The sequence below is a fragment of the Pedobacter sp. B4419 genome, from assembly GCF_059693725.1.
This window is the reverse complement of the sequence record NZ_JCASSL010000001.1, coordinates 2766595-2788024: the sequence shown is the minus strand read 5'-3', so window position 1 is coordinate 2788024 and position 21430 is coordinate 2766595. Positions and strand designations below refer to the sequence as shown.

Below are 21430 nucleotides of genomic sequence, written 5' to 3'. Positions count from 1 at the left end.
TTCTACATGTTTCTTCTGTATTGTCCACCAACTTCGTAAAGTGCCTTGCTGATCTGTCCTAAAGAACAAATTTTGCAGACTTCCATCAGTTTTTCGAATATGTTTTCGCCAGCTACAGCCGCTTTTTGGAGGTCTTTTAAAGCAACTTCTGTCTGATTGGCATTTCGGTCTTGGAAAGCTTTTAAGGCAGCAATTTGGTATTGTTTCTCTTCTTCGGTGGCACGGATTACCTCGCCAGGCACAATAGTAGGAGAGCCATTCTTGTTCAAGAAAGTGTTTACGCCTACAATAGGAAATTCGCCAGTATGCTTTAGGGTTTCGTAATACAAGCTTTCTTCTTGTATCTTTCCTCTTTGGTACATGGTTTCCATCGCGCCAAGCACACCACCACGATCGTTAATGCGTTTAAATTCGGCCAATACGGCATCCTCAACCAAATCGGTCAGGTCTTCGATAATGAAAGAACCCTGCAAAGGATTTTCGTTTTTGGCCAAACCGAGTTCGCGGTTAATGATCAACTGGATCGCCATTGCCCTGCGTACCGATTCTTCTGTAGGGGTAGTGATCGCCTCATCGTAGGCATTAGTATGCAGGGAATTACAGTTATCGTAAATGGCATAAAGCGCCTGCAAAGTCGTTCTGATGTCGTTAAAATCGATTTCTTGTGCGTGCAATGAACGACCTGAAGTTTGGATATGGTATTTCAGTTTTTGTGAACGATCATTGCCTTTGTATTTGTTTTTAATAGCCTTAGCCCAAATCCTTCTGGCTACACGGCCAATCACCGAATACTCTGGATCGATCCCGTTGCTAAAGAAAAAGGAAAGGTTAGGGGCAAAATCATCAATGTGCATGCCGCGGCTCAGGTAATACTCCACAAAAGTAAAACCATTGCTTAACGTAAATGCCAATTGCGAAATAGGGTTGGCACCAGCTTCGGCAATATGGTAGCCAGAGATAGATACCGAGTAAAAGTTGCGTACTTTTTCGTCGATGAAATACTTTTGGATATCTCCCATCATGCGCAAGGCAAATTCTGTAGAGAAAATACAGGTGTTTTGCGCCTGGTCTTCTTTTAGGATATCGGCCTGCACGGTTCCACGAACAGCGCTGATGGCATGCGCCTTAATCTTGGCATAAACATCGGCAGGCAAAACTTCATCGCCGGTTAGGCCCAATAGCATTAAACCTAAGCCATTGTTGCCTTGTGGCAATTCGCCCTGGTAAATCGGACGCTCGATGCCTTTAGCCTTGAATAATTTTTTGATTTTAGCCTCTACTTCGGCCTGCAATTCATTTTCTATGATATATTTTTCGCATTGCTGATCGATGGCCGCATTCATGAAAAAGCCCAAAAGCATAGGCGCAGGCCCATTGATGGTCATGGATACCGAAGTGGAAGGCGCACAAAGATCGAAGCCGGAATATAATTTCTTGGCATCGTCTAACGTGGCGATGCTTACGCCAGAGTTACCAATTTTTCCATAAATATCCGGACGAACATGCGGGTCTTCGCCATAAAGTGTTACCGAATCGAAAGCAGTTGATAAACGATGGGCCGGTTGGCCTAATGACACATAGTGAAAACGTTTATTGGTTCTTTCAGGACCGCCTTCGCCTGCAAACATGCGGGTTGGGTCTTCTCCTTCGCGTTTAAGTGGGAAAACCCCGGCTGCATAGGGAAATTCTCCAGGTACGTTTTCGGTGAGCAACCAACGCAATATATCGCCCCAGTCTTCATATTTAGGCAATGAAACCTTTGGAATTTTAAGTTTAGAAAGGGATTCGTAGTTTAAAGCTTGCTTAATTTCTTTATCACGTACTTTATAGATGAAGAAATCTGTTGCGTATTTTTCCTTTACACCTGGCCATTGGCGCAACAGACGTTTACATTCGCCATCCAGTTGTTCTTCTAAATAGTTATAGGCATCTTGCAAGCCATCGCTAAAGCCATTTTCAAAATCCTTGGCCATTGCGATCACGCCTTGCAATTGATAAATCTTGCGGGCAATTTGACATTGTTTAGCCACCCATTCATTATAGGTTTCACTGGCTTCGGCAATTTCTGAAAGGTAACGGATCCGATCTGGCGGAATGATATAAATTTTTTCAGATTGATTGGTAGTCATTTCCATGCCAGCCTTAAAATCGACATTAGTCTTGGCTTTTAGGCGATCCATTAAGGCTACGAATAAATTATTCATGCCCGGATCGTTAAATTGCGAAGCCATGGTTCCGTAAACCGGAATTTCGTCGTCTTTGGCATCGAAAAGATTATGGTTGCGTTTGTATTGTTTTCTTACGTCGCGCAAGGCATCCAATGCGCCACGTTTATCAAATTTGTTGATGGCAACCAAATCGGCAAAATCAAGCATGTCGATTTTCTCCAATTGCGTGGCAGCTCCAAATTCTGGGGTCATTACATAAAGCGAAACATCACAGTGCTCGGTAATTTCGGTATCTGATTGCCCGATACCTGAAGTTTCTACGATAATCAAATCATATCCAGCTGCTTTACAGATGTCGATGCTTTCTTGTACGTTTTTTGACAAGGCAAGATTTGCTTGTCGGGTAGCTAATGAACGCATGTAAACCCTAGGGTTGTTGATGGCATTCATCCGGATCCTATCGCCCAAAAGTGCACCACCGGTTTTGCGTTTGGAAGGATCTACCGATATAATGGCTAATGTTTTATCTTTTACTTCGATTAAAAACCGTCGCACCAATTCATCAACCAATGAAGATTTACCCGAACCACCAGTACCGGTTATACCCAAAACAGGAGCCTGGTTTTTGCTGGTGAGTTTTTTAAGTTCGTCTACAAACTGTTGAGCACCCTCTGGATCGTTCTCTGCAACGGTAATGGCAGAAGCGATGCTTTTTACCTCTTTTTGAGGGATATTTTCCAATTCGTTGGTAATCGCTTTGGTGGTAATAAAATCGGTCTGCTCTAGCATGTTATTGATCATTCCCTGAAGGCCCATTTTACGGCCATCATCTGGCGAATAAATCCTGCTGATGCCATAATCCTGCAGTTCTTCAATTTCCGAAGGCAGAATTACACCACCGCCACCACCAAAAATCTTGATGTGGCTTGCGCCTCTTTGCTGCAACAGATCGTACATGTATTTGAAATACTCGATGTGGCCGCCTTGATAAGAAGTCATGGCAATACCTTGTACATCTTCTTGAATGGCACAATTGACCACTTCTTCTACAGAACGGTTATGGCCCAAATGAATAACTTCTGCACCTGATGACTGCAAAATACGACGCATGATATTAATGGTCGCATCATGCCCATCGAAAAGGGCTGCAGCGGTTACAAAACGGATTTTATGCTTGGGTTTGTAAACTTGAACTTGCTCCATGTAGAATTTTATATTTGGTGAGCAAAGTTAACAAAAACTAGGTATCGACCATAGAAATCACCGAATAGATACAAACAGCTGACACATAAAAAAGCCCCATCTTTTTAAGGATAGGGCTTTTGAAAAATTATTGCTTTTACTGATGCGTGAGTTCTGTAATTGGTGCGCCTACACAGCCACTAGGCATCTGGATGCGCAACATAGCCGCCAAAGTAGCTGCAATGTCTGTCATGTAATGTGTTTCATTGGTCTTGCCAGGTTTTACGTTCCAACCCATAAAAACCAAAGGAATGTGCGAATCGTAAGGGTACCATGCGCCATGGGTAGTACCAGTATTGCCACCATCAAACCAGTTTGGCTTCAAGATGAAATAGATATCGCCACTGCGACGGGCATTGTAGCCGTTTGTAATTCTTTTTCTGATTTCTTCTGGAATGGTAGAAGTATTCATGATTTGTAAATCAACCGCATCAGAAATAGACTCTTGTTTTCTCAAATAATTGATCGCTGCTTGTTTGATTTCGGCAAAGTTTGCTTTTTTCTCATCGATTACGCTGTGGTCAAAATAAACCTCATTGTTCATTACGGTAATTACCGATTTTTGCATTTTGAACTGGTTGACCATAATACTGTCAATACCTTTGCGCAAAACAGAATTGCTTACCAAGCCACCTGGTAATTTATTTTCTTTCAAAAATCCAGGAACGTGGGCTACAGCGTGATCTGCAGATAAGAAAAACAAATAATTGCCCTTGCCTAAGGTTTTATCAAGGTAATTGAAGAAGTCTTCCAGATCTTTATCTAAACGCAAATAAGTGTCCTCAATTTCAATAGAGTTTGGTCCAAACTGATGGCCCACATAATCGGTTGAAGAACAGCTGATGGCCAAGAAATCGGTATTGCCAGTCTGGCCCAATTTTTCTTCTTTAATGGCGATTTTCGAAAGATCGAAAGTCATGGTATTGCCGTAAGGCGTACTTCTGATCAAATCGTAATTTTTACCGATGGCGTTATCCAGTTTGTGAGGAAATGCAGAAGTGCTTTCGCCTCTGAACTTGCCTTCATAAGGTTTATCGTCAGCTGTGCTTTGGGTATAGCTGGCTATTGGATATAAAGTATTCCAGTTTTTGGCATAAAATTCATTGGCTACTTTCTTTTTATTGTAGTCTGATACCCATGTTGGCAAGGTTGGCATGTAATAAGTACTGGTAATCCAATCGCCTGTGCCACCATCATACCAATAAGCGGCATTGGCCGAGTGACCTGCAGGTAGGATAGAACCTCTGTCTTTTTGAGAAATACCGATAACCTTGCTTTTGAAGTTGGTGGCCAAACGCAATTCGTCGCCAATGGTGGTTACCAACATGTTTTTTGGCGACATTTCGCCTGCCCTAGTAGTACTGCCCACTGTTTTTACATCTCTGTCTTCAGAACAGTAAACATCTCTGCCTAATTCTGGATCGTACCAATTGTTGCCGATGATTCCGTTAATGGCCGGAACAGAACCGGTATAGATAGAGGTATGTCCGCAAGCGGTATAAGTTGGCGTATAGGGGATAAAAGTGTTTTCGGCAGAAAAGCCATCGTTGATCAGGCGTTTAAATCCGCCTTTGCTATAACGATCATAAAAACGGTAAAGGTAGTCCCAGCGCATCTGGTCTATCACCAAACCTACTACTAATTTGGGGCGGGCAACGGTTGCTGGATAGGTAGAAGTTGTAGTGGTTGGCTTAGTCCACTTCTGCGCGAAAACCTGCACATTTAATAACGCTAAGCCTAAAATTAGGGAATATTTGAATTTCATATGAGTTAAGTTACGTGGCAAAAGTAGCAATTGATGTGTGAAGTAAGAATGAATTTAAGGTAAATAATTGTATCATTTGTTATATCATTTCTGCTACAACAAAGGTACTTCCGCCTACAAATACCAAATCATTTGGCCCTGCATTTTGCTTGGCATTGCTCAGGGCTTCTGCAACACTGATATAGGTTTTTCCTTTTAAACCAAATTGAGCAGCCTGTTGGGCCAGCTCATTGGCAGCTAAAGCTCTTTCTAATTGTGGCTGACAAAAATAGTAAATGGCATCTTTGGGCAACAGGGCCAACACACCAGAAATATCCTTGTCTTTTACCATTCCAATTACGATGTGTAATTGCTCGTGAGGCGTGTTTTTGATGTTCTGGAGTACTTCTGTAATTCCGGCCTTATTGTGACCAGTATCGCAAATGACCAAAGGATTTTTGCTTACAGTTTGCCACCTGCCTTGTAAGCCAGTAAGTTTTTTGACGTTTCTTAAGGCACTGTAAATGGCTTCGTCGGCAATTGCATAGCCTTGCTTGCGAAGCTGAAGAATGGATTCTATAACGGTAAGTATGTTTTTGAGCTGATAAGTGCCGGTGAGATCAAGCGCCAACTGGGGAAAAATACAGTGCTCGCCTTCAAATGCATCTACCACTAAATGTGCTCCTTTTTGATGCACATTGGCCAAGTACAACAAGCTATCTGCAAAATAAATAGGCGCATTTTCAGCTTTTGCTTTTTTAATAAAGACGGCTTCTGTAGCTGTTTGTTTTTCGCCAACTACTACCGGAATATTTTTTTTGATAATCCCTGCTTTCTCGAATGCGATTTCAGGCAGGGTGTCGCCCAGGATATTGGTATGGTCTAAGCTGATATTGGTGATGACCGAAAGCTCAGGGGTAATGATATTGGTAGAGTCCAACCGACCTCCCAAACCTACTTCGATAACGGCGATACCTACTTTCTCCTTAGCAAAGTAATCAAAGGCCATCGCTACAGTAGCTTCAAAGAAAGAAGGTTCTATGGTTTCGATCAATTGTTGTTGCGCTTTTACAAAAGCTTGTACGAAGGCTTTGGGAGCCATTTTTCCATTGATCCTGATGCGCTCCCTGAAATCTTTCAAGTGCGGCGAGGTATATAAACCCGTTTTAAAACCCGCTTCTTGCAAAATAGCCGCCAGCATATGCGATGTAGAACCTTTGCCATTGGTGCCAGCCACATGCAGGGTTTTGAATTTGTGCTGTGGATTATCGAGTGCCTCGCATAAGGCAAGGGTATTGTGCAAGTCCTTTTTAAAAGCTACAGCACCTACGCGGGTAAACATGGGCAATTTGCTGTATAAAAAATCAAGGGTTTTTTGATAAGTCATGTGCAGTTTTGAACAACAAAAATAAAAATAATTTCAGTGCAACCCTTGTAAAATAACCAGATAGGCGAATAGAAACTTCTGTAATCCATGAGAGCAAAGTATAGGTTTACCATCTTAGTTAACTTGAAAGCACTGAGGCAAACTAAGGCTTCTTAGGGGGCAGAATGTTAAACACAAAGGCAGGTCTTAAGGATTTTTTCGTGCCTGCAGATCAATTTCACAATCATAAGCTCGCATTAATGTATTTTTCGTGATGGTCTGTGGAGACACAAACCATGGAGTTGGAACTAAGGCTTTTCAGGTGGTGAAATGTTAACCAAAGGCAGGTATTAAGGATTTTTTCGTGCCTGCAGATCAAAGTTTACAGTCATAAGCTCGCATTAATGTATTCGTGATGGTCTGTGGAGACACAAACCATGGAGTTGGGTCTTAAGGATTTTTTTTCGTGCCTGCAGATCAAAATTCACAGTGATAAGTTCGCATTAATGTATTCGTGATGGTCTGTGGGGACACAAATCATGGATTTGGAGCTAAGGCTTCTCAGGTGGTGAAATGTTAACCAAAAAGGCAGGTCTTAAGGATTTTTTTTCGTGGCTGCAGATCAATTTCACAGTCATAAGCTCGCATTAATGTATTCGTGATGGTCTGTGGAGACACAAATCATTGAGTTGAGGGTAGAAGTCTGTAGTCCGAAAGTCGGAAGTCCATAGTTTAATTAATTACCTTAGGCACCTAAGATAGGCTAAGATTTCTTAGATGGTAAAAAACTTATGCTATAAGAAATTAAGAAGCACGCTAACGGAACCCAAAACAACCAATAATTGAAAAGTATTATTGGCACTGCGAGCAATCTTTCTAAAATAGGAAGGATGAGAAGTATAAAAACAATTAGATTTTTGGTGAGCAATGATTTTCGCTCAGATTTAAAGGGAATAAAACTGAAAATCAACCCTGCCAAGGCTAGTATTGCTACCAGCTGTTGCGGTTGTTCAAAGACCAATGAAGAAAAAAAGAGATAAAGGATGAACGGGACGCCAATCATACTGCCTTTTATTATAATTAGGCAATAGCTTATTATCGAAAAAGTACGCAATGCCGAATACATGATAACAAGCGTATTATGGTTGTTTTGAAGTCATTCTATTTTACCTTAAAAGTAAACGGAACAAAGACTGTTCTAATTTCTGGGCCGTCTGTTGCAGGTTCGTATGATGCTTTTAACATGGCCTTTTCACATGCACGATAAAGATCTGTGTCTGCCAGCGTTGTGCCTTTCGCTCCGGCGATGGCCGAAACTACCATTCCTTTTCGGTCGAGCTTAATCCTCACTACAATTTTGCCGTTGGTCAGCCCATTGTCTTTAGGCATTTCGAGGTTTTTGAAGCTACTTAATGGAACAGTAGCGTTGCCATGGGCATTGAAAGTGGTTAATGTTTCGTCGATTTTGGCGGTATTGTTGTTCTTGCTGCCTTTGTATAGGGCCATTCCGTCTGTAGGTAAATTGGCGTTAATCGTTTCTCTCTGGTGTGTTTTTGGTCTTTCCAAAGCCAATTGATTGATTTTGAAATCGGGCTTGATCTGGATGGAAAGGAAATTCCCTGCACCGAGATCGAATTGATAAGTGGCCGTATCTTTTACCGGAGCATATTTAAAATCTTTAATTTCATCGACATAGAATTTCAATACGCGCAACTGGGCTTTGAAAGTAACTGCCGACATCCTTTTTTGAAAATCGGGACTCAAGAGTTTATAAAGGTTTCCGTAATCTTCTTTATTATAATAGGTTTTAAAATCTTGAGCTACTTTCTTATAGGATGCTTTTTCCTTAAGTTGACCTTGCACACTGACGGCCACGAAAAAGCTAAGAAAAATGAGAAGCGAATATTTCATTTGAGTGTTTGGTGAACGAAGATATTTGTAATTACTTTACTTTAAAGTTGAATACCACCAAAGCAGTTCTTACTTCTGGTCCATTTTCAATGGCGTCGAGGTTGGCATTCATTACGGCCCTTTCGCATTTGCGGAAAAGCTCGGTATCAGAAAAAGTAGTTCCCTTGGCTCCTGCAGTGGCCGAAATCACTCTTCCCTGACGGTTTACCTGAATTTTAACTACAATCTTACCGGTTTTTTGACCATTGTCTTCTGGCGCTACCAAATTGGTAAATTTGCTCAGTGGGATAGGAGTATTGCCGTTTCCAGAACCACCTTCGCCATAATTGGGTGCCAAAGGATCGCCATTAATGCTGCCTTGGTTGCCTGGAGTGCTTCCGGTACCATCGCCTTGGCCAGTGCCATTGTTCTTTTTGCCGGTATATAAAGCATTCGGATTAATGGTAGGCTTTGCAGGTTTGTCTTCTTTAGTTGTAGCAGGAGCGACCGTAGTTTTCTGCGTCTTGGTACTTACGCTAATGGCATCTTCGGTATTTTGGGTTTGGATTTCCTTACTGGTTTCTGTTGGTGTATTTGGGGTAACCTGAGTTTCTGGAGTTACCTTGTCTGGCGCCTTCTGATTCGCATTAGGATCTACAGATGGTTCTTCAACGCTGGTATAGTCATCGCCCATGCCTTCGGCCGAGGTGCCATAATTCACTACCATGCCCCCCATGCCAAATTCTTCCTTGGGCTGGAAACTGCCAATAACGATAAAAAAGCTAACTAAAAGCAGAAAACCCATGATCCCAACGGAAATGGCTATTGCTTTTGGATAATTATTTTCTTCTTTACGTACCATTATTTTTTAGGCTCAACAGCTACAACAAGCTTCAATTTTAATTTGTTTGCAATGTCGTTGATTACAAATCCATCTTGGTAAGTCACATTACGCGACACATATAAAAGGATGGTCAAATCAGGTGCCAATTTTTGATAGGCTGCTATGGTAGGTTCTAACTGATCGATGGTTACCGGCTTTTTCTCCACGAAATATTTTAGGTTCTCGTCGATGGTTACCGTTACTGCTTTCTTGGCGGTTGATTGCTGCCCGCTTGATGATTGTGGCAATAACAATTTAACAACCGTTGGATTTACCACAGCAGAAGCCAATAAGAAAAACAGCATCAGGAAGAACATGATATCGTTCAGTGCCGATGTATGTACTTCTACACTTCCTCTCGTTCTTTTGCGTAAATTCATTATTTGCCCGGTTCTTCTAATAGGTCAATAAAATCGATAGCATCGGTTTCCATCTTCAAAATGATCTTTTCTACCATAATGTTCAGGATGTGGTACAATACGTAAGCAATGATACCAATGATCAAACCTGTAGCCGATGTAATCATCTTCGTGTATAAGCCACCCGAGATGGTTCCAATTTCAATCGCGCCTTTGATAGATACCTGATGAAAAATGGTAATTACCCCCACAATGGTACCCACGAAACCCAACATGGGCGCAATACCAGCAATGATGCCTAAAATACCAATGTTCTTTTCAAGTTTAGAAACCTCTAGTTTGCCGGTATTTTCAATTGCACCTTCAATATCCTTAATCGGTCTGCCAATTCTTTTTAAGCCTTTTTCCAACATACGGGCCAAAGGCGACTTATTGTTTTTACATAAGGCAATCGCGGCTTCTAGCCTGCCTTCGTGTATATTCTGCCTGATCTGAAAAAGCAGGTTTGATTCATCTTTTGATGATTTGCGAATGGTAAGGTATCTCTCGGTGAAGATCACCAAGGCCAAAAAGGCCAAGAAAGCCAAGGGGATCATTACCCATCCGCCTTTAAATAACAAATCGATAAAATGAAGTTCCTTTTCGGTAGCGGCTACGTTGGCAGCTGCATTGGCTGTGGTATCTAAAACTTTTTGTGCGGTGTCTTGTACTGCTAGAAGCAATGTCATCATATTACTGTTTTTCTTTTTTTGGTTTGATAGGTTTCACGTATATTCCCGGATCTCTTAATAAAATTCTTAAGCTATCTTGATATTTTAATGCAGGTGCAGGGTTGGTAAACGTACCTGCGCTGATATTGATCCTGGTTTTTGAAAGCCTCACTTTTTTGCCTTTAATTTTACGGGTGGCGAGGTTGGCAATAATCTTATCTGCCATTTTATCGCTTTTTACCGAACCTACCAATACCTCATAAACCATTACATTGCTATCAATAGCCGTACTGTCTTTTGTTAACGTTACCAAGGCATTGTTTTTGGCCAGGCTATCTGTTTTTGCCGTATCTGCTTGGTTCTTTAACGTATCGAGTGGGGCACTTGGTACATTTTTGTCGTGATCGCCTTCAAAATTCTTTTTCAGATACTGATTAAAGAAAGCCGGATTAATGAAATAAGCAATGGCACCCAATGCAACGATAATCAATAATACGATCAAGAATTTCATAAAGAAAGGCATGCCTCTCTTTGGTTCTTCTTCTTCGGTATAGACTTCGGTATGTTGGTTAGTGGTAAGTTGCTCTTCAGCTTCATGATCAGGCACTTCTGCCGTTTCGATTTTTGGTGTTTCGTAAACTGTAACTGGTTCTTGTACGGATTCTTGTTCTGTTGTAGGTTCGCTTACTTGCGCTTCTTCCTGAACAGGAACAACTGTCTCTACTGCTGTTATTTCTTCGTGGATCGCTTGGTCATCACTCTCTTCATTCTCCTCAGTTTCAACAGGGCTTTCTTCGGTTTGCTGACCTGCCACTTCGGCTACTTGAGTAGGTAGAGGAGCCACTTCAGCTATTTCTTCATGAACTTGCTGTTCATCGCTTTCGGCTGTAGCAGAATTTTCTTCCTCTTCTGCAACTGCTGATTCATCTGAGGTTTCCTCAAGATCTATTGTTCCATTACCCGGATTTTCTTCTTCCAGTTTATTTTCTTCTTCAATTTGAGCCAGTTCTTCCGTTTGTACAGTATCCTCAGTTTCTGGAGCAGGGTGTTCAAGCTCCGTTAAAGTTGGCAATCCGTAAAATTCAAAACCAAAGCTGCTCTCGGCCTCTGGTTCAAAAACAATTTCGTTATCAACCAGTTTGAGCTTGCCAAGAGGTGATAGGTCAGCTTTTTGATGGTCGTGCAACTTGGCCTGAATCTGCTCTGCAAATTCGCCAATAAAATAATTGCTCGATTCGATGCTGATGTTCCTTTTGTGGCTGATGAAATTGGCCAGTTCTTCTTGTTCCTTTAACTCGGTTGTAAAGGCCAACGAATAACTTGGTGGTATAAAGGCATGCTGTGAAGCATCGTATTTACCAGGCGATTTCTTCTTATACAGCGTACCCAAACCAACAATGCCCACTGTTTTGCGGGTTTGTAAAAGTTCAGTAAGGTATAATAGTATATCCATTCTGGTAAAAATAGACTTTAATATTTAAATTTCAATGATTGAGTTTTTAAATGAATGAATTAATGAATGATTGAATTTTGAATGAATTGAGATATTTCTTTATTCTCTCATTCAAAACCCATTCACTCTTTCTGTCCTTCTATCATTTAATCATTATTTAAACGAATAGCTTACGCCACCAAAAATATTGAAGCCATTGGTACGGTAATATAAAAACCTGCTGTAATTGGTGTTGAGGATGTTATTGGCTTTTGCAAATACCGACAGTCTGTTGTTGATCTTGTAATCGGCACCCAAACCTAAATCAACAAACCCTTTTACGTTTACTACGCTTTCTTTGGTCAAATCTGGTACTGGCGGATAAGAGCCATCAGGATTTAAGGGGTTGGCGCTGTAAACTTTGGCTTTGCTGTCATCTTGGATCACCACATTTGCATTAAAGGTCAGTTTCTTGTTAAAGGTATAGGCAAAATTAGAGCTGACGCGCAATTGAGGCTTGAAATAACTTTCTTGCTCTGAAGCAGGTTTGTAATCTTCCATGTTCAGCTTTCCTGTCCATTTCAGTTCATCACTTACCTGTACCGAAATCTCGCCCTCTAAACCTAATAACTTCATGTTGCCAAAATCGTACAATACATCAAACTTGTTGAAATTGGCAAAGCTGTTCACGAAATAAGGCATGTCGGTTATTTTTTTGCTGTAGAATCTCGCTTTATAGCCAAAACCTGGTCCGCCGGTACCTTTGATACCACCACTGATGCTTAGTTTCTCTACGCTGTTGCGGATGGCAATATTGCTGTTCAAGAAAGGATTCTCATCGCTAAAGTTTTTCAGGGTATTGCGGTTTACATCGCCTTTAACCTCTCCGAATATTTGTAAAAAGTCTGGAATTAACGTAAAGTCTGCAGTTACGGCAGGGAAGATACGGGTGTCTGAAAACTCGCCAAACTCTTGTACAAAATTAATTCCGGCAGTAATTTTAACACCTTTGGTTTGTAGTTTGATGTATGGATTTAAGCGTAATAGGTTATTTGATACGCTTGTGTTGGCATCCTTCGTATTACCGATTTCTGTATTGGCAGCTAGGCCCAAGTTAAAGCCACTTATTCTTTTGTTCAGGTAACCAGTAATGCTGATCGCTTTTTCGTTGGCATCAAATTTATCGTTGAGCAAATAAGCATTTACCTTGGCGGCATAGCTCAATGCATTCTCGTCGTTGGTAAATTTGTTAACCACTTCGCCTTCGGCTTCGAAAAAGTTGTAGACTTGGCGCTCAGGGTTTGGGTTTAGGGTTGGATTGGCATTATCGATGCCATAAAAAAACAAGCCGTGTCTTTCGTAGTTTAAACGACCGCTTAAAGTTGCCTTATCGCCAATGCTGCGGCCAAAAACACTCAGTTGCTGATTGTTTTCGTTTTGCTTGTTCAGTTTTCCTTCCTGACTAAAATGCCTGAAGAAAGCACCGGCTTGTAGGGCTTCATCGCGACCAATATTTACATAGGCTTCGCCTAAAAGGGTAGCCAAAGAGCCAACGCCGCCTTTTACATAGCTGTTCATCAATTCGGTTTGACGTTCATCGGCCAGTTGCTGCGCCTGTAGTTTTTGGATGTCTGAATTTAATTCGAGCTTACGATCGGTCAGGCTATAATTAAACTTCGCTTTATAGGTTTTAACATTGCTCAAATCCGGACTTCTTCTCAGTTTTACAGCCTCTGCCAATACGGGTTTGTAGGGCCTGATTACTTCGATTTCTTCACTTACTGTTTTTTCGGGCGGTTTTACATCCTGCGCCATCAAAGTCGTAGTGCTTGCCGTTAAGAGAATTAAGGTGGTATATAGGAATTTATATGGTGTCGTCTTCATCTGCTAGTTTATTTTTGCTAATTTTTCTTTGGCGGTAGGAACAATGTCGTCCTTGCCTTCGTAATTGTCAATAATGCTCAATAAGGTGCTTTTTGCCTGTAGTTTGTCTTTTAAGGCCAAATAGTTGTCGGCCAATAAAATAAACGATTTCGCTACCCAATAATCATACGATGGCATGTTATTGATCAGGTCGAAACAGGTTTTTTGCGATGTTTTGTAATCGCCTTTGGCATATTGAACGGCTGCCAGGTTGTATTTAGCTTCTGCAGCGGCAATGGTTTTAGTTTTAGCTACTACGTTGTTGAAGGCCTTCACTGCCTGTACGGTATCGGCTTTAAGCAAATAAGCCTTGCCCGCAAATAGATCAGAGCTGTTTTTCTCTTCTTCAGAAGCTTTATCTGCATTTTTAACAATATCAGCATATTTGATCATGTCATCGGCCATGCCCAATGCGCTGTAGGCTTTGATCAGGTTGTTGATGGCATAATTGTAATGCACTTTGTAATCGGCAGTAGTTTCTAGCCTTTTCAGGTAAACAATGGCTTCATTGTATTTTTTCTCATCCATTAATACTTTCGATACGCTCATGAGCGAACGTTCGGTATAATCGCTGGTCCAATCGTTCAAAATATAGTCGTAATCGGCAATGGCTTCTGAAGAGCGACCCAATTTAACCAGGGATTCGGCCCTGATAAATTTGGCTTCCTTATCATGGATGGGTTTAGGGAATTTTTCTAGATAAGCATTGATCGCCTCATAAGTGCCTTGTGCATCACCTTTTAGGTACCTGTTGTTGGCGGCCTGGAACATGATGTTGTCTTGCTCGCTCATCGAGTAATTACCCAGTGGCGTGGTGGCTGCATAGGCGATAAATCCGTTGGCATCGCCTTTGTCTACATAAATGTTTTTGATTGATTCCAAAGCTTGTTTGGCTTCTGGTGCACTAGGATAATCGCGGATTACCTTTTTGAAAGATTCCAATGCCGCATCGTCTTGATCCTGGTTGTATTGTACCAAACCAATGGTTACCAAGGCACGTGGCACATAGCTGCTTCGCGGATATTTGGCTACCAGGTCAACCAAGTCTGATTTCGATTTGTCGAAGTCGCCTTTGTTAAAATAGGTGTAAGCTGTTTCGAAACCGGCATCATCTGCATAATTTGAGGACGGGAATTTGCTCAACAGGCTTTGCATGGTCGAAATCTTGGTATCGTCTTGTTTCTGTAAACCATAGATCATCCCTTTTTGGAACAAGGCATAATCTTCGCCGGTTAATTTACCGTTGATGATCTGGTTATAGTTCGACATTGCCTCGCTATAGTTCTTGTTTACGAAGTATGAATCGGCCAAACGCAAGGTGGCATCGTTAACGGTTTTAGGATCTTTGTCGTTGCCTTTTAGGAAACGCTCGAAGTAATTAGCGGCTTTGGCATATTTCTCGTCTTCGAAAGCGGCATAGCCTAAGGCATAATTGGCAAAATTGTAAACCTCTGTTTGATCGGCATCTGGCAGGGTCAAGAATTTCTCGAAAGTTTTAACAGCTTCGCCAAATTTGCGCAGCTCGTACATCGATTCTGCCATCCAGTATACGCTCAAGGCATAAATTTCTTTGTCTTCCTGAAAGTTGCCCGAACGCAAGAACATCGATAAAGCGTTAGGGAAGGCCCTTTCGTTATAAAATTCTAAACCACGGAAATAAGTTACTTTTTGATAAGCTGCTTTGGCTTCTGGGGTTTTGTTTTGGAGCGGTTCTAAAATATCGATTGCTGCCTGGTAGTTCTTGCTGGTTAATAAAATTTCACCTAACAAGGTTTTGGCTTCGTTTATTTTTCTCGAATTTGGAAATTGTTTCAAAAAGCTTTGGGTAGATTCCAAAGCCTGAGAGTTAAAATCCAACTCATAGCTCAGCTTGGCATAACTGTACCAGGCTTCTTCCTGGATAACTTTATCAAACTCTAACCTCGAAGCCCTGAAAAACGCACTTCTGGCTTTCTCTTTATTGTTCAGCTTGAGCGATGCCTGACCCAAGGTATACATGCCGTTTTGCAGGTATACATCGTCTGTATTGAGTTTCTCAAGTACTGCAACCGATTCTTTATACTTGCCGTTTTGAAACAGGGCATAGCCATATTGGTAAATGAAAAGATTATTCTTGGTTTGGTTCTTGTCTTTGGCATAGAATTCGGCGAAGTATTTCTCGGCATTTTTGAATTCTGATTTGGCAAAATAAGAAGCCGCTACCAAGCTCAGCATTTCTGGCTCGTATTGCTGCTTGGTTTTGGCCATGGCGGGAATGGCGTAATCGATTACATCGTCATAACGCTCATCTAAATAATACATCGAGGTGATGTAGTAGGGATAGCTGGCCTCATAGGTTGGAGAGCCTTTTAGCTTTTCGAAGTTGGCCAAGGCAGTTTTATACTCTTTGTTGAGGTAGTTGATATAGGCGAAATAATAGGTCGCGCTCTCTTTAAAAGGAGAGTCTTCTTTCTTTACCGTTTCGAACAAAGGCTCAGCCTTGTCATAGTTTTTAAGCTCGAAATAAGAATAGCCTTGCTTAAACTGATATTCTACGCGCTGCTTTTGCGAAAGCGAATTCGGTTCTGTTTTTTCGAACCATTCTAAAGCCTTTGCATAGTTTTTTTGTGCGAAATATGATTTGCCTACATGGAAGTAAGCTAGTTTGGTGTTCGGATTTAAGGGATATTCTCTAATAAATTCCTGAAATAAGGCTTCGGCATCAGCATTGCCTAATTCCAAGGCGCAAACGGCAGTGTAAAACTTGGCATTTTCCTTTAGCAGGCTTAATTCGGCATTACTTACTTGTTGGGTATTGCTTTTGCTTCTTACTTGTTCTACCAGCTTAAATTGTTGTGAGGCAGCTACATATTTTTCGTTCTGTAACAACTCGAGACCGGTTTGGTAGTTTTTATTGAGACTGACTAATGGACTGATTTGGGCAAAACTGGCGCTTACACCGCCAAAAAAAAGAAGGGAAAAGAGAAGTTTCTTCTGCATAGATTTCAATTATGGTTGCTACTAAAGTAAGGCATCTAAAAGTACATATCAACATAAGAAATTAACATCTGTTGATAACACAGGTTTAACGAATGGATTTTTGAAATGGTATATGAGGTGGGTTAAAAGCTTTCCACACTGTGTTGAGAAGGGCTTGCAGGGGTAAAAGGCTGAGAGAGGGAAGGTTGATGGTATGAGGGTTGATCGAGAGGTATAAATCTTGATACTTGATACTCAAATCTTGATACTCACAAAGGTAATATGTAAGAGGTGAAATGGAAGATGGAGACTTAGGCAACTGAACTATAAACCATTGACTATCGACTATGGACTCAAGACTGCGGACTTCTGACTAGTACCGATAACCGCAGGCTTGCGATTAATCGTTCTGGCTTGCCAACAAATACAACACCGCCATCCGTACTGCTACACCATTTTCTACCTGTTCGAGAATGATAGATTGTTTGCTGTCGGCCACATCGCTGGTAATCTCTACCCCGCGGTTGATTGGACCTGGGTGCATCACAATGATTTCTTTGTTGAGGTTATCGAGGATCTGCTTATTCAGGCCGTACATCAGCGCATACTCGCGTTGAGAAGGGAAATATTTAATGTCTTGTCTTTCCAACTGGATACGAAGCATATTGGCCACATCGCACCAGTTTAAGGCTTTGATCAAGTTGTGCTCAACTTTTACGCCCAATGCGGCAATGTGTTTCGGGATTAAGGTAGTAGGGCCACAAACCATTACTTCGGCGCCTAGCATCTGCAAACAAAGGATATTTGAAATGGCTACACGAGAGTGCAGGATATCACCTACAATCACCACTTTTTTGCCCGCTACATCGCCCAGTTTCTGGCGGATGGAATAAGCATCTAATAGCGCTTGTGTAGGGTGTTCATGCGCACCATCGCCGGCATTCACAATTTGAGCCTTCACATGCTTGCTCAAGAATACACCTGCACCAGCATACGGATGCCTCATCACCACCATGTCTACTTTCATGGCCAAGATATTGTTTACGGTATCGATCAGTGTTTCGCCCTTGCTTACCGAAGAAGAAGAGGCTGCGAAATTAACCACATCGGCCGAGAGCCTTTTCTCCGCCAGCTCAAAAGAAAGCTTGGTGCGGGTTGAGTTTTCGAAAAATATATTGGCAATAGTAATGTCTCTCAGCGAGGGAACTTTTTTGATAGGGCGGTTGATAACATCCTTAAAATTATCAGCAGTTTCAAAAATCAATTCAATATCGTTCAGGTTAATATCTTTAATGCCTAAAAGATGTCGTGTTGATAGTTTTTCTGCTGCCATTTTTGATGTTATTGCTTATCTGATAATAAAACCACTTTGTCTTCGCCTTCATTCTCCTTCCAGCTTACCTTCACCTTTTGAGAATCGACACAATCTACCTGTTGGCCAATGTAATTGGGCTCAATTGGCAAATGCCTCGAAAACCTGCGGTCGATCAGTACCATTAATTCAACTTTTTCTGGTCGGCCATAGGCCAAAAGGGCATCCATGGCGGCACGAATGGTACGTCCGGTCCATAATACGTCATCAATCAGGATCACCTGTTTGCCTTCTATGATAAAATCGATGGTATTGCTGCTTGCGGTAACCAAGCCGTCTTTTCTCCTAAAATCATCTCTGAAAAAAGTAATGTCTAAATGACCTTTTTTGATCGAATTTGTTTTCAGGATATCGCAAAGTTCTTGCTGTACGCGATCTGCAAAATAAGTGCCCCGGGGTTGGATGCCAATCAACACGGTATTTGAAAAATCGATATGATTCTCAATTAACTGATGGCAAAGGCGCCTAATTGTGATTTGGAATTTTTGACCGTCGAGGAGGGTTTTCTTTTGCATTGCACAAGGATTGGGCAAATATAGCAAAGATTAGGAAAAAGTAGAAAGGAAATTGGAAAGTAGAAAGTAAAAAGTATTGGAGGACTTTTAAATTTGTGGAATTAAAGAGGAGAAGGCCGAAATGTTTGAGCGCACAAGTTTGCACCTAAAACTTATAACGCAGCACTGACAACTGGCAACCGATAACTGAAAACTAAAAGGTAACTTTGTGATATGGAAAGAGTAATCTTCTTTGATGGCTTCTGTAACCTCTGTAATGGGGCAGTGCAGTTTGTGATTAAAAGAGATCCCAAAAACCTTTTTCAGTTTGCTTCGCTGCAAAGCGATTATGCAACGGATGCCCTAAAAGAGTTTGAAGTGGAACCCGCCCAAGGTGATAGTTTCATTTTGCTCGAAGATGGAAAAGTTTATCAGCGCTCCACTGCGGCCTTGAAGGTAGCCCGGAGACTAAATGGCTTGTGGCCTTTGTTGTATGCTTTTATCATCGTACCCCGCTTTATCCGCGATGGAGTTTATAATTATATTGCCAAGAACCGCTATAAATGGTTTGGCCAACAAGAAAGCTGTTGGGTGCCTACGCCTGAGCTCAAAGAGAAGTTTTTGGGTTAGCTATGCAGGTACAGCTCGTAGATGCAGGAGGTAAAATTGAACATAAAATGGATCAGTACCCCATACCAGATCGTTTTTTCCTTTATCCTCACATAGCCTAACAAAAATGCAAAAGGCAACATCCAGAAAAAGGAAACAAAGCTGAAGTGCATGAGAAAAAACACGATGGAACTGATATATAATTTTGTTGATTGATTTGATTTTCCATTGTGAACGTTAATTGCTAACAAATATATAACTAAAGCTTTAAGTTCAAAAAAAATGGAAAATTGCTCGATTAAATATCGCCTTTGGGCTTTGGGCGCCAAAGCCATAGGCTCAAGATCACCAAGGGAATGGCAATGCTTAGGCTCACCAAAATCAATTGGCTTTTTTGCTTCACGATTTCGGCATCAGTAGTGGTAAAAATGTAATAGACTTCCTTAAGTGCAAAAAGGGTAATAATGGTCGATATAATGGCTAGTACTTTGCGCATGAGCTCTTTTTTGCAAATATTGGATTTCTATCCGAAACTTCGGCATTAATCGGCCAATTGATCAATTTTTTGTTGTTAGTTAGTAGGCAACAGCCCTTAAAAATTACAGTTTAGACAAATTAATTTTGAAGGTATCTTTTGCTATAGGTAATTCCCATCAAATCGTAACGCTTAAACTGGGGTTTCATCCGTTTGAGAAAGTCGGTATAGTTTCTTGTCTCTTTTGGGCTCCACAACATTTCGCTCAAGGCATCAAGGCGCGGAAAGAGCATGTATTCCGCTTTCGCAGGGTTGGCAATGTACTCTGACCACAAATTGCCCTGTGCGCCCCAAATATAAGGGGTTTGGCTTGAGCTAAGCACTGCCGGCACCGGTTCGTAATTATAAACGGTTTCTAAAGGCAGGTATTTGTTGGCCGCTAAACTGTCTTCCTGCAAAAACTGCTTATGGTTAAAATAGAGTTTTTCTTCAGTTGTCATAATTACTTTATGGCTTTCTTTAGCAGCGGCTATTCCGCCTTTTTCGCCACGCCAGCTCATTACAATGGCATTAGGGGCCAAACCACCATCTAAAATCTCGTCCCAGCCGATAATGGTTTTGCCTTTGCTGTTTACAAATTTTTCTATGCGGTGAATGAAATAACTCTGCAAGGCACTTTCGTCTTTCAGGTTATGGTCTTTCATGATCTGTTGCGCCACATCAGAACTTCTCCACCAAACTTTCGAACCCTCATCTCCACCAATGTGCACATAAGTAGAGGGGAAGAGAGCCATCACTTCGGCCAAAACGTCTTCCAAAAACTGGAAGGTTTTTTCTGTAGGTTGCAGCACATTGTTGTATTTGTTCATCATGCCCCAGGTTTGTGCAACTTCGTATTTTTTGTTGGGTTCGGTTCCCAATTCTGGATAAGCAGCCAAAAGCGCCATGCTATGCGCCGGCATTTCGATTTCTGGAATAATGGTTACATATCGCTTGGCTGCATAGGCTATTACCTCCTTGATCTGCTCCTGCGTGTAAAAACCACCGTGACGGATTCCATCGGTTTTGATGATCGCATCTTTCGGTGTGATCTTGATTTCTTTAGGCAATACCTCATATTTGATGCCTTCATTGCCCTTGCCTGGCCATAAACCAACGATGCTTCCATCTCTCCAGGCGCCAATTTCGGTTAGTTTGGGATACTTTTTGATCTCGATCCTCCAGCCATGGTCATCGGTTAAATGCCAATGGAAATAATTCATTTTGTGCATGGCAAGGTAATCGATGTATTTTTTGATGAAAGCGATATCAAAAAAGTGGCGGCTCACATCCAGGTGCATGCCTCGATAATCGAAGCGGGGGTAATCTGTAATCGTAAGTGCAGGGACTTTAATTTCACCAGCTTTGGTTGGTAATAATTGGATCAACGTTTGCACTCCATAGAAAACAGCAGCTTCAGAATTTCCTGTAATGGTAACCCCTTTGCTATTTACATCGAGCAGGTAGGTGTCTTTTTGGGAGCCTAATTTTTGGTCTAAAATCAAATTAATTACATTTTCCTTTGGGTGCAGATCAGAAGTGACGAGATAAAGCTTAAAGTACTTCTGAAGATAATCGTCCAAAAAAATTGAAGCATCCATTATCGATGGACTGTTATAGGTAATTTTAGAATTGGCATTGATCAGATAAGGTTTGCCTGAAAGTTTCAGATTGGTTGAAACCGGCTTGGGAATGATATTGATTTCTTGGGCTCCAAGCTTTAAAGAGAATAGGGTTAACAATAAAATGATTGCTTGTTTCATAGT

General features: G+C 41.4%; 17 protein-coding genes. 2 read left to right on the top strand and 15 right to left on the bottom strand.

Annotated features, from left to right (window positions below):
- Positions 1 to 2: 2 nt before the first annotated feature.
- The 3 genes from AC570H_RS11575 to AC570H_RS11565 form a co-directional block, all read right to left on the bottom strand.
- On the bottom strand, positions 3 to 3371 hold the full coding sequence (locus tag AC570H_RS11575; protein ID WP_497354871.1) for a methylmalonyl-CoA mutase family protein: 3369 nt from the start codon (positions 3369 to 3371) through the stop codon (positions 3 to 5).
- Positions 3372 to 3507: 136 nt separating this feature from the next.
- Positions 3508 to 5175, bottom strand: coding sequence for an alkaline phosphatase PafA (pafA, locus tag AC570H_RS11570; RefSeq protein ID WP_497354869.1), 1668 nt, complete (start codon positions 5173 to 5175; stop codon positions 3508 to 3510).
- Positions 5176 to 5254: 79 nt separating this feature from the next.
- A complete protein-coding gene (locus AC570H_RS11565) occupies positions 5255 to 6541 on the bottom strand; it encodes a bifunctional folylpolyglutamate synthase/dihydrofolate synthase (RefSeq protein ID WP_497354867.1) in 1287 nt (428 codons plus the stop codon).
- A gap of 821 nt (positions 6542 to 7362) precedes the next feature.
- Here AC570H_RS11565 and AC570H_RS11560 point away from each other — a divergent pair.
- A complete protein-coding gene (locus AC570H_RS11560; protein WP_497354865.1) occupies positions 7363 to 7560 on the top strand; it encodes a hypothetical protein in 198 nt (65 codons plus the stop codon).
- A 121-nt stretch (positions 7561 to 7681) separates the two neighbouring features.
- Here AC570H_RS11560 and AC570H_RS11555 read toward each other — a convergent pair whose 3' ends face one another.
- From AC570H_RS11555 to pyrR, 9 genes are all read right to left on the bottom strand, one after another.
- Entirely contained in the window at positions 7682 to 8431 is a 750-nt protein-coding gene (locus tag AC570H_RS11555) for a hypothetical protein (RefSeq protein ID WP_497354863.1), read from the bottom strand.
- 31 nt (positions 8432 to 8462) lie between these two features.
- Complete coding sequence (locus AC570H_RS11550) at positions 8463 to 9272, bottom strand: energy transducer TonB (RefSeq protein WP_497354861.1); 810 nt, start codon at positions 9270 to 9272, stop codon at positions 8463 to 8465.
- Positions 9272 to 9673, bottom strand: coding sequence for an ExbD/TolR family protein (locus AC570H_RS11545; protein WP_497354859.1), 402 nt, complete (start codon positions 9671 to 9673; stop codon positions 9272 to 9274). Before AC570H_RS11545 ends, AC570H_RS11550 begins: the two co-directional genes overlap by 1 nt.
- Entirely contained in the window at positions 9673 to 10383 is a 711-nt protein-coding gene (locus AC570H_RS11540) for a MotA/TolQ/ExbB proton channel family protein (protein WP_497354857.1), read from the bottom strand. The genes AC570H_RS11545 and AC570H_RS11540 overlap by 1 nt, the downstream gene beginning before the upstream one ends.
- Position 10384: 1 nt before the next feature.
- Entirely contained in the window at positions 10385 to 11815 is a 1431-nt protein-coding gene (locus AC570H_RS11535) for a hypothetical protein (protein ID WP_497354855.1), read from the bottom strand.
- A 153-nt stretch (positions 11816 to 11968) separates the two neighbouring features.
- Positions 11969 to 13678, bottom strand: coding sequence for a TonB-dependent receptor (locus tag AC570H_RS11530; protein ID WP_497354853.1), 1710 nt, complete (start codon positions 13676 to 13678; stop codon positions 11969 to 11971).
- Between the two features lie 3 nt (positions 13679 to 13681).
- Positions 13682 to 16696: a tetratricopeptide repeat protein gene (locus tag AC570H_RS11525; protein WP_497354851.1), complete on the bottom strand. Its 3015-nt coding sequence runs from the start codon at positions 16694 to 16696 to the stop codon at positions 13682 to 13684.
- Between the two features lie 379 nt (positions 16697 to 17075).
- Positions 17076 to 18008, bottom strand: a complete 933-nt coding sequence (locus AC570H_RS11520; protein ID WP_497354849.1) for an aspartate carbamoyltransferase catalytic subunit — start codon at positions 18006 to 18008, stop codon at positions 17076 to 17078.
- Between the two features lie 8 nt (positions 18009 to 18016).
- On the bottom strand, positions 18017 to 18562 hold the full coding sequence (gene pyrR, locus AC570H_RS11515) for a bifunctional pyr operon transcriptional regulator/uracil phosphoribosyltransferase PyrR (RefSeq protein ID WP_497354847.1): 546 nt from the start codon (positions 18560 to 18562) through the stop codon (positions 18017 to 18019).
- A gap of 213 nt (positions 18563 to 18775) precedes the next feature.
- On the opposite strand from pyrR, the gene AC570H_RS11510 reads away from it, so the two are divergent.
- Positions 18776 to 19171, top strand: coding sequence for a thiol-disulfide oxidoreductase DCC family protein (locus AC570H_RS11510; RefSeq protein WP_497354845.1), 396 nt, complete (start codon positions 18776 to 18778; stop codon positions 19169 to 19171).
- Here the strand turns inward: AC570H_RS11510 and AC570H_RS11505 are convergent.
- The 3 genes from AC570H_RS11505 to AC570H_RS11495 form a co-directional block, all read right to left on the bottom strand.
- Positions 19168 to 19485, bottom strand: coding sequence for a CPBP family glutamic-type intramembrane protease (locus AC570H_RS11505; protein WP_497354844.1), 318 nt, complete (start codon positions 19483 to 19485; stop codon positions 19168 to 19170). The genes AC570H_RS11510 and AC570H_RS11505 overlap by 4 nt on opposite strands.
- Positions 19449 to 19646 (bottom strand): hypothetical protein, encoded by a 198-nt coding sequence (locus AC570H_RS11500; RefSeq protein WP_497354842.1) that lies wholly within the window; start codon positions 19644 to 19646, stop codon positions 19449 to 19451. Before AC570H_RS11500 ends, AC570H_RS11505 begins: the two co-directional genes overlap by 37 nt.
- A gap of 119 nt (positions 19647 to 19765) precedes the next feature.
- Positions 19766 to 21427, bottom strand: a complete 1662-nt coding sequence (locus AC570H_RS11495) for a beta-N-acetylhexosaminidase (protein ID WP_497354840.1) — start codon at positions 21425 to 21427, stop codon at positions 19766 to 19768.
- Between the last annotated feature and the right edge of the window lie 3 nt (positions 21428 to 21430).